Consider the following 9,336-nt stretch of genomic DNA (forward strand, 5'->3'; position numbering starts at 1 on the left):
GGGCTGGCTGCAGCGGTATTTTGGCGAGGGCAGGCAGGCAGCGGCCTAGCGCCTCCCCTTCAAATCACATTCAGCTCCCGGAACGCCCGCCCCTCGGCCACCCGGCTGTACCCGAACGCCGTGCAATCCACCGTTCGGTAGCCGCCATGTACGATCAGCTCGGAGAGCGCCTTGCCGACCGCCGGCGCCTGCTGGAGGCCGTGGCCGGAAAAGCCGTTGGCGAACAGGAAGTTCTCGACCTCCGGATGCGGCCCGATCACCGCGTTCTGGTCGAGCGTGTTGTAGTCGTAGTGGCCGACCCAGGCGCGCGTCGGCTTGATCGCCTCGAAGGCCGGGATGCGGGTGGCGAGCGCCGGCCAGATCACCTCCTCGAACAGAGGCCAGTTGACGTCGAAATCCGCGGGATCGGGAGCATGGTCGCCTTCCTCTGGTTCGGCGCCGCCGGTGAGGTAGACCGAGCCTTCCGGCCGCACATAGATGCCGCTGGGATCGACCAGCAGCGGCATGTCGGCATATTTCTCGCGCGCCTCGAAGACGAAGACGTTGCGCTTGCGCGGCTCGACCGGCAGCGCGAGTCCGGCAAAGGCCGCCACCTTGCCAGCATTCGGGCCGGCGGCGTTGACGACGATACCGGCTTCGAGTTTTTCGCCATTGTCGAGACTGACGCCGGTCACGCGGTTGCCCTCGCGCGCGATGCCGGTGACGTCGGCGGTGATGAAATCGATCTTCTTGTCGCGCAGCGCCTTGCGGAACAGCATCAGCAGCGCATGCGCGTCGAACCAGCCCTCGCCGGTGCGGCCATAGGCGCCGGCGGAAATTCCCTCGGCCGACAGCCAGGGGAAGCGGTGCGTCAGTTGCTCGGGGTCCTCCAGCACGATGTCGGCGCCCTCGGCGATCTGCGCTTCGTGATTGGCTTTGAGGATCGGCAGCCCGTTGTCGCCGGCAAGGATCAGATAGCCGCCCTCGCGAAAGCCGATATCGGCCTCGGCGCCAAAAGTTTCCTGCAGCCGCCGGAACAGTTTTAGCGTGAACTGCGACAGGCGGATGTTTTCCGGGATCGAGAATTGTTGACGGATCGAGGCCAGCGACAGCGTCGTCGCCGCATGGGAAAATTGCGGATCGCGCTCGACCAGCGCGATCGAGCCGGAAAATCCCTCCTCGCGCAGATAGTAGGCGACCGAGGATCCGACGATGGCCCCGCCGATGATGACGATGTCGTAGCGCACTTCTTTCTCCGATCCAGCCTGCGGCATCCTTCACGCCGCCGGCAGGCTGATCTCGAAGCGCGTGCCGCGCTCGCTGTCAACCAGCCTGATCGTGCCATCATGCGCTTTCAGGAGGGCCAGCACGATGCCGAGGCCCATGCCGGTGCCGCCGGTCTCGCGCCGCGTGGTGAAGAACGGCTCAAACACCTTGCCGCGGTTGCTCGGCGAAATGCCGGCGCCGTCATCGCTGACCAAGACGGTCGCCCGCTCGGTCGCGTTCGTGGCAGAGATTGAAACCAGGCTCGCGCCATGCCGCGCCGAATTGTCGATGAGATTGGCTAGCACGATCGCCGCGTTCTCGGCCGAGATACTCAGGCCGACCCCGCCGCCGGCCTCGACGCGGACCGTGAGCCGGTTGTCCGCCGGCAGCAGCGCCAATGCCGCCTCGAGCGACGTGCTTTCGCCGCTGGGCGCTACGTTTTCGGCGCGCGCCAGCTCGAGCAGGCGGCGGACCAGCAGATTGAGTCGCCCGGCATCGGTGACGATATTGTCGGAAAACCGCTTCCGCTCGGCCTCGTCCATGGCATCGCCGGAATCGCGCAGCAATTCCGCCGCCCCCTGAATCGCCGTCAGCGGTGATTTGAGCTCGTGCGAGACATGGGTGGCGAAGGTCTGGATGCTGTCGGAGCGCGCCTGCAGCTTTTCGGCCATGTCGAGGAAGGCGGCGGAAAGCTCGGCCATCTCGCGCGTGCCGTGATGGTCGAGCGGCTTTATCGCTTCACGATCGCCGGCGGCGATGCGCTTGGTGCGCTCGATCAGCCCGTAGATCGGCCGGCTCACCGTGCGCAGGAAGACCAGCCCGATCAGCAGCGTGCCGCCGACAATCGCGATCGCCGCCAGGGTCACCTTGCCGCGCTCGCCGTAGAGGTGCTTGACGATGTTGTTCGGCGTCCGCGACAGATAGACCACGCCGGCGACCCGGCCTTCGACCTCGACCGGCAGGGCGACGAAGACGCGCACCCTGGTGCCGCGGCTAACCGAATAGAGCGGCGGCGCCGGCTGGTCGGGGATCCTGAGCCGGAGCGCGCCGCCATAGCGGCCGGCAAGTGCGGCGCGCACCTCCTCGACGCCGGCCAGCGACTGCCCGACCTCCTCGCGCCCGGCGATGACCACGCCCCGGGGATCGAGCAGCCGGAAGCCGGCCAGCGTCGTCTTCTGCGTTTCGTCGAGAATGCCGGAGAGCCGCGCGCCGATCGCCGCGAAGGCCGCATCGGGAATGGCGGGAACAGCCGCAGGGCGCGTCGGCATGACATCGTCGGAGGCAAGGTCGAGGCGCGGCTCGATCGGGTCGTAGGGATAGTTGTTGTCCCTTGCCGGATCGGCCGAGACCGGCGCGCCAAGTTTCTCGGGCGCAATCCCGGCCTGGCGCACATCCTCGGCATAGATGGCGGCGAGCACCGCGCCTTGCGCGATCAGCTCCGCCTCGGTCTGGCGGATCAGCTGGTTCTCATAGAGGCGAAAGAAGAACAGGCCGACCAGCGGCAGCGCCATCACCACGATCAGGATGGCGACCACCACAGTGGCCAGCCGCGGCCGCCATTTGTCCCCGATCCATTTCCGCGAGTTCAATGGCCGCATCGGCCGAGCCGGAAGCCGACGCCGTGCACGGTCTCGATCGCATCGGTGCAGCCGGCCGCCGCCAGCTTGGCGCGGATGTTGCGGATATGGCTGTCGACGGTGCGTTCTGAGACATGGATGTTGGCGGCATAGGCATTGGCCATCACCGCCTCGCGGGCAAGCACATGCGTGGGGCGGGCGAGGAACCCTTTCAGGATCGCGAACTCGATGCCCGTCAGCGCCAGCGGCTTGCCGTCGAAGCTGGCGCCGTGGCTCGCCGGCATGAGCACCAGCCCGCCATGCGAGAACTGCCGTTCTTCGGCCTCGGCCGACGCCGGGCGGGCGCGGCGCAGGATGACGTTGACGCGGGCGACCAGCTCGCGCGGGCTGAACGGCTTCGTCACATAGTCGTCGCCGCCCATTTCCAGCCCGAGGATGCGGTCGATCTCCTCGTCGCGCGCCGACAAAAACAGCACCGGCACGTCGGATCGCTGCCTCAGCCTGCGGCACACCTCCAGCCCGTCCATCTCCGGCATGCCGATGTCGAGCACGACGAGGTCGGGCGCGCGCCGCTCGATCGCCTGCAGGGCGGCGGCACCATCGGCGACACCTTGCGTCCTCATGCCGGCCTTTTCCAGCGCGAAGCAGATGATCTCGCGGATATGCGGATCGTCGTCGGCGACGAGGATGTTGTGCGGCATCGATCAGAGGTCCGGCATCGCGGGTTGATACCCGGGAGGAACCACGAGCGGACCTCTTTTGTCGAGTGCGCGCAAAAGCCGCCAGTCGCGAAAGCTCCAGGCGCGCCAGTTTTTCTGCTCGTCGCGAAAGCGGGCCTCGGTGAAGGCGTCAGCCGGATCGCGTTTGTCGGCGAGGAACACCTTCTTCTGATGGTCAAAAAAGCGGTCGAGTGCCGGCAACGCGGCGGGGCCGAGAGACCTCGTGTAGAAAAGGTCGAGGCTGGTGCCGGGGCCGTTCATTTCGTAGGAATGGTCGACATTGTAGTTGGCGATCAGCGCGGCGAAGTTGACGTAGCAGCACACATAAAGCGTCGCCGATAACGTCAGAAGATTGGCGGAAAGCAGCCATTCGCTGGATTTTCCAAGCGCGATGCGGGCGATGATCAGCGCCAGCCCTGCCGCCACCAGCCCCATCCAGACGAAGGCGGCAATGCGCAGATAGGTCAGCGCGTAGATGCCGATATAGAGATCGAGCCTCAGCATCGAGGAGATGACCAGCATGATGTTCTGCGCCACCCAGGCATAGACCAGCCGGCGGATCAGCGGGTCCTCCGACGTCTCGCTGCCGGGCCTCAGCGCTGCGAGCACGAAGCCGGCGGCAAGCAGCGCGGTGACGATCAGCGGATAGGCGCCGCGATGCGCATAGGCGGCGTAGGTCAGCCCGTCCGGCAGCGCCACCCCGCCCCACAGATAGGTGGCGTCGAGCGCGGTCTGCAGCGCGAACAGAAGGTTGAAGACGAGCAGCGCGCGCAGGATCGCCGCCTTGCCGAAGAGGACGTCCTCGATGGTCGTTCTTGCCTGAGCCGGCGGTTCCGTGCGGGACCGCACCGGCCGAGGCAGGCGGCGGAGGAAGCGCGGCAGGCGTGGCCGCAGGAAGGCCCAGACGCCAGCGAGCACGGCCAGCCAGAAGACCAGCCGCGGCAGCTGGATCAGGTCGAGGAGTGCAAAAAGGTCGATCAGCGAGAACCAGTATTCGATGACCGGATTGGCGGCGCCGAACAGAGCGAGGAAGACGAGACCGAGGCCGAGCGGCATCACCCAGACGGCGATCGCCGCCAGCCGGATGCGCCGCCGGCCATGGCGCCGCGCCGCCTTGCGCCAGCGCAGGAAGTCGCCCACGAAGCGGAACGGCGCGGCGATGAAGAAGGCCGAAAGCTGCCTGGCGATGCGGGCGAGGCCGGCGCGCAGCCGCCCGGTGAGCGAAAGCGCGAACGCCGACAGCGCCACGAGCGCGATCGAGACCGACAGCGGGCTGACATTCTCGACCAGCGGCAGCAGCGCCGCGAGCAGGGCGGCAGGCCTGACCCAGAGCCAGCGATCGTTGAGGGTCATGGAATTGAGAGACAGGGAATTGAGGGCCACCATTGCGGCGGCGAGCACGATGCCGAACAGGAACCACGTGATGCCGGCCGGCTGGCCATAGAAGAAAAAGTCCGCCAGCGCGACCAGCAGGACGGCGGCGCCGAAGCGCTGGCAATAGCTCGGCGCCGGCGCGAGAAGATCTGTCATGACCGGGTTTTCCTCGCTTTGGCCGGCGCATGGCGCGGCGGCGATCTAAGGACGAAGGGCAACAGCGTCACGGTCGGCCGCGCTTTCGGGGCGAGCCACCAGCCATCGCTGCGCAGCCGGTAGGGCAGGGACCAACGGGGACTTTCTCGAGTCTGCATGCCGCCTGTCTCACCCGGCGACGAGGAGAGGGCGCGGCGGATCGCCTGAGATTTTCAGCAATGATTTGCAGATTTCGTGCAGGGGAGCTTCGAACGTTGGCGCTGCCCCTCATCTGGCTGCCGCCATCTTCTCCCCGTGAACGGGGAGAAGGGCGTCGTCACGCGGATTTTCGCCAATCGCCAGCGTTGCAGGAAGCGTGCCTGGGCCGCGGCCAGCCCCTTCTCCCCGTCACTATACGGGGAGAAGTGCCCGGCAGGGCGATGAGGGGCGGCGCCGACTTCCCACGATTGGCTGCGCCGCACGGCTTGCCTCCATTGTCCACAGGCGGCATAGATCGAGAATGCAAACCTACCGCCCGCGCCGCTCGGTGCTCTACATCCCGGCCTCGAACGACAGGGCGCTGGCCAAGATCGCGACGCTTGCCTGCGATGCCGTGATCATTGACCTGGAAGACGCCGTGCCGCCAGCCGACAAGGTCACGGCGCGCCAAAAGCTGGCGGGCATCCTGGCCGAACGCCCGAACCGGCGCTGCGAAATGATCGTTCGCGTCAACGCGCTGGGGAGCGAATGGGGCATCGACGACGTGCTGGCGGCGGCGAAAGGCGAGGCCGACGGCATCCTTCTGTCGAAGGTCGTCACGCCGCGCGAGGTGCTGGAGGCCGCCGACCTGCTCGACGACAATTTCGCGCCGGACACGGTGAAACTATGGGCGATGGTGGAGACGCCGAAAGCCCTGCTAAACATCGGCGCGCTTGCCGAGCTCGGCCGCGATCCCGGCTCGCGCCTTGCTTGTTTCGTTGCCGGAACAAACGATTTGGTCAAGGAGACCGGTATCCTTGCGACGCCGGACCGGCGCTATCTCACGCCCTGGCTGATGCAATTGGTGCTGGCCGCGCGCGCCGGCGGCGTCGATGTACTGGACGGCGTCGCCAATGATTTTCGCGATTCTGACGCCTTTGCCCGTGAATGCGTGGAAGCCGCCGCCATGGGCTTCGATGGCAAGTCGCTGATCCATCCGGCGCAGATCGAGGCGGCGAACCGGGCCTTTGCGCCGTCGCCGGAGGCTATCGCCCAGGCCCGCGCGGTGACGGCGGCCTTCGCGCTTGCCGAGAATGCCGGCAAGGGCGTCATCGCGCTCGATGGCAGCATGGTCGAGCGGCTGCATCTGGCTCAGGCCGAGAAACTTCTGGCGAAGGCCGCCGCCATCGGCGCATGATGCGCTTTCGGGCGATTGCCGCAAACTCACGGGGACTGAAAAATGAAACTTTACCGCTTTCTGTCCGGCCCTGACGACTCCAGCTTCTGCCACAAGGTGACGGCGTCGCTGAACAAGGGCTGGCACCTGTTCGGCTCGCCGACCTATGCCTATGACAAGAAGACCAAATCGATGCGCTGCGGTCAGGCTGTGGTGAAGGATGTCGAGGGTCAGGACTACACGCCCGACACCAAGCTCAGCGATTGGTAGACGCGGGCAACAACCCGCTTTGGTGCAGGCACCCTTCCTCTCCCTCCGGAGGGGAAAGAGGAACGGCGCGATGCGATTTCGCGAAAGCCCTAGGCCGTCTGCTCCGCCGCCTCCTCGATCCGCTCCATATCGTCGTCCGACAGGCCGAAATGGTGGCCGATCTCGTGGATCAGCACATGGGTGACGATGTCGCCCAGCGTCTCCTCGTTCTCGGCCCAGTAGTCGAGTATGGCGCGGCGGTAGAGCGTGATGCGGTTCGGCCCCTCGCCGGTCTGCGGGTTCCAGCGCTCGGCGATGCCGCGCCCCTCGAACAGGCCGAGCAGGTCGAACGGCGTTTCCAGCGAAAGATCGTCCATGATCTCGTCGGTCGGGAAATCGGCGATCTGGATGACGATCTCGCCGGTGAGCTTGCGGAAATCCTCCGGCAGATGGGCGTAGGCCTCCAGCGCCAGGAACTCCATCTCCTCCATCGACGGCGAAAGCTGGTCGTGCCAGGTGCGGGTCTTGTAGATGCGGGCCATTCTTTGTCCTTTGATCCCGGCATATAGGCTTTCGCGCCGGTCGAGGCAAATGATGCGGCAGTTCCTGTATCTTGTATCCTTTGCTGCCGCGCGGGAATCGCGTACGGGTCGGTTCCGGCCATGTATCAGGAGCTCCCATGCCGGACTTTTCCACCCTTGGACTTTTCGCCATTGCCTGCCTCGCTTTGACCGCGACGCCGGGGCCGGACATGCTGTTGATCGCATCCCGCAGCGCCAGCCAGGGGCGTGCGGCGGGCCTGGCGACCTATGTCGGCATCGCCGCTGGTACCTATTGTCATGCGCTGGCCGCTGCTTTCGGCCTGTCGCTACTGTTCCTTGCCGTTCCCATCGCTTACGACATCGTGCGTTACGCCGGCGCCGCCTATCTGGCCTATCTCGCCTGGAAAGCGTTCCGCTCCGACGGGACAGCGCTTGCGCCGGTTGCCGGCCTGCCGCGCTACTCGCAAGGGCGCATCGTCCGGCAGGGGTTGTTGACCAATCTCCTCAACCCGAAGATGGCGCTGTTCGTGCTGGCGCTGTTCCCGCAATTTGTGCAGCCGCAGGCCGGGTCCGTGGCGGGGCAGATACTGGTGCTGGCAACCGTGCTCAACCTGATTGGGCTGGTCGTCAATGGCCTGGTCATCCTGACCGCCAGCCGGATCGGCGCGGCATTGTCGAGGCGGACGCGGTTTCAGCGGGCGCCGCAGCTGTTGCTGGGGAGCGTCTTTGCGGGACTTGCGGCCCGGCTGGCCTTCGATGGCCAACGCTAAAGCGCGTAACGACAGAGGAATAAATTCACAATGAGTCGGCTTGACTCTTGGGGCACCCTCTGGAATCTATAAGAACATAACAGGAACAATGCTGCTGAAAGTTGACCGTCATGGCGATGACCGCCGTGGCGCGGGAGACTGTTTTTGCCCTGCGCCGCCAAATCGCGAAGATCGAGGGAACGCTGCCCGAGCGCCTTGCGGCGCCGGCCGGCGCGTCGCCTGATGACATCGCCGATGTCACGGTGGTTCGGCGTGGCCTTGCCGTTGCATCGCATGATGCGTTCCTGCGCACCGGTGTCGAGCCGCTCGACGCAGCCCTTGGCGGCGGCCTGCCGAAGACGGCGCTGAGCGAGATCCATGGCACTGAAACCCGCGACGCCGGAGCCGTCGCCGGCTTTGCCCTGTCGCTTGCCGGCCTGATCCTCGCGCGGCAGCCGGGCTTGCCGGTGCTGTGGGTCGGCACCTCGGAAATCTTCCGCGAGGCCGGCTTTCCCTATGCCGGCGGGCTGCGGAGCCTGTTCGGCATCGCGCCCGAACAATTGCTGTTTTCCGAGGCGCCGAGGCTGCTCGACGCGCTGTGGATCGCCGAGGAGGCCGCCCGCATGACGGCGCTCGCCGCCGTCATCCTCGAAATCCGCGGCAGCCCGCGGCCGCTCGACCTCACCGCGACGCGGCGGCTGCACGCCCGCGCCCAGGACGCCGGCCGGCCGGTGTTCCTGCTGCGCCAGGCCGGCGAGGCCGAGCCAACCGCCGCGCCCGTGCGCCTGATCGTGTCGGCCGCGCCCTCGGCAAGCCGCGCGACGATCGCCGGGCCGCTGGCCGGCTCGATCGGCCGCCCCGCCTTCACCGTCGGCATCGGCAAGAGCCGCACCGCGCTCCCCGGACAATTCACACTGGAGTGGAACCCCGATGAACATGTTTTCGAAGAAAGAAGGGGCAAGGAAAGAACAAAGGATTCTGTCGCTGTGGTTTCCGCATCTCGCCGCCGACCGCATCCTGCGCCAGCGTCTGGGGCGGTCCTGGCGTTCCCGGCCGTCGCAGCACCTGCCTCTGGTGATCAGCCACCGCGACATGAACGCCCAGCGCATCGCCGCCCTCGACGAGCGGGCTGAGGCGCTCAGGCTGAAGCGCGGCATGGGCATCGCCGACGCGCGCGCCATGCACCCCGCGATCGACATCGTCGAGGCCGATCCCGAGGCCGACCGCCGCCTGCTCGAAGGCCTCGCCGACTGGTGCGACCGTTACACGCCGCTTGTGGCGATCGACGGCGCCGACGGCCTGTTCCTCGACGTCACCGGCTGCACGCATCTGTTCGGCGGCGAACGCGCCATGCAGGACGAGATCCTCGTC

The 9,336-nt window shown here is 66.5% G+C and carries 9 protein-coding genes and 1 pseudogene; 5 read left to right on the forward strand and 5 right to left on the reverse strand.

The window, feature by feature from the left end; genetic code table 11:
- Positions 1-59: 59 nt before the first annotated feature.
- From EN745_RS22770 to EN745_RS22785, 4 genes are read right to left on the reverse strand one after another with little or no spacing between them, the layout of a single operon-like run.
- Positions 60-1,226 carry an FAD-binding oxidoreductase gene (locus EN745_RS22770; protein ID WP_126059292.1) on the reverse strand — a complete coding sequence of 389 codons (1,167 nt, stop codon included), beginning with the start codon at positions 1,224-1,226 and terminating at the stop codon, positions 60-62.
- Positions 1,227-1,256: 30 nt separating this feature from the next.
- The gene (locus tag EN745_RS22775; RefSeq protein ID WP_127422318.1) at positions 1,257-2,843 is read right to left on the reverse strand and encodes an ATP-binding protein; all 1,587 of its coding nucleotides are present in this window, start codon (positions 2,841-2,843) and stop codon (positions 1,257-1,259) included.
- On the reverse strand, positions 2,831-3,523 hold the full coding sequence (locus EN745_RS22780) for a response regulator transcription factor (RefSeq protein WP_126057385.1): 693 nt from the start codon (positions 3,521-3,523) through the stop codon (positions 2,831-2,833). The genes EN745_RS22775 and EN745_RS22780 overlap by 13 nt, the downstream gene beginning before the upstream one ends.
- A gap of 3 nt (positions 3,524-3,526) precedes the next feature.
- Entirely contained in the window at positions 3,527-5,071 is a 1,545-nt protein-coding gene (locus EN745_RS22785; protein ID WP_127422319.1) for a DUF4173 domain-containing protein, read from the reverse strand.
- Positions 5,072-5,570: 499 nt separating this feature from the next.
- On the opposite strand from EN745_RS22785, the gene EN745_RS22795 reads away from it, so the two are divergent.
- Both EN745_RS22795 and EN745_RS22800 read left to right on the forward strand, forming a co-directional pair.
- Positions 5,571-6,446, forward strand: coding sequence for a CoA ester lyase (locus tag EN745_RS22795; protein ID WP_127422320.1), 876 nt, complete (start codon positions 5,571-5,573; stop codon positions 6,444-6,446).
- A 42-nt stretch (positions 6,447-6,488) separates the two neighbouring features.
- Positions 6,489-6,695 (forward strand): DUF1737 domain-containing protein, encoded by a 207-nt coding sequence (locus EN745_RS22800; RefSeq protein WP_126057381.1) that lies wholly within the window; start codon positions 6,489-6,491, stop codon positions 6,693-6,695.
- Between the two features lie 89 nt (positions 6,696-6,784).
- On the opposite strand, the gene EN745_RS22805 is transcribed toward EN745_RS22800, so the two are convergent.
- Positions 6,785-7,216, reverse strand: a complete 432-nt coding sequence (locus EN745_RS22805; RefSeq protein ID WP_126057380.1) for a metallopeptidase family protein — start codon at positions 7,214-7,216, stop codon at positions 6,785-6,787.
- Positions 7,217-7,353: 137 nt separating this feature from the next.
- On the opposite strand from EN745_RS22805, the gene EN745_RS22810 reads away from it, so the two are divergent.
- The 3 genes and pseudogenes from EN745_RS22810 to EN745_RS22820 form a co-directional block, all read left to right on the forward strand.
- The gene (locus EN745_RS22810) at positions 7,354-7,986 is read left to right on the forward strand and encodes a LysE family translocator (protein WP_127422321.1); all 633 of its coding nucleotides are present in this window, start codon (positions 7,354-7,356) and stop codon (positions 7,984-7,986) included.
- A 110-nt stretch (positions 7,987-8,096) separates the two neighbouring features.
- Entirely contained in the window at positions 8,097-9,098 is a 1,002-nt protein-coding gene (locus EN745_RS37145; protein WP_127422322.1) for a hypothetical protein, read from the forward strand.
- A pseudogene (locus tag EN745_RS22820) lies at positions 9,040-9,336 on the forward strand (DNA polymerase Y family protein); the annotation flags it as partial. The gene EN745_RS37145 and the pseudogene EN745_RS22820, both read left to right, overlap by 59 nt.

Source organism: Mesorhizobium sp. M4A.F.Ca.ET.022.05.2.1 (assembly GCF_003998845.1).
Lineage (GTDB): Bacteria > Pseudomonadota > Alphaproteobacteria > Rhizobiales > Rhizobiaceae > Mesorhizobium.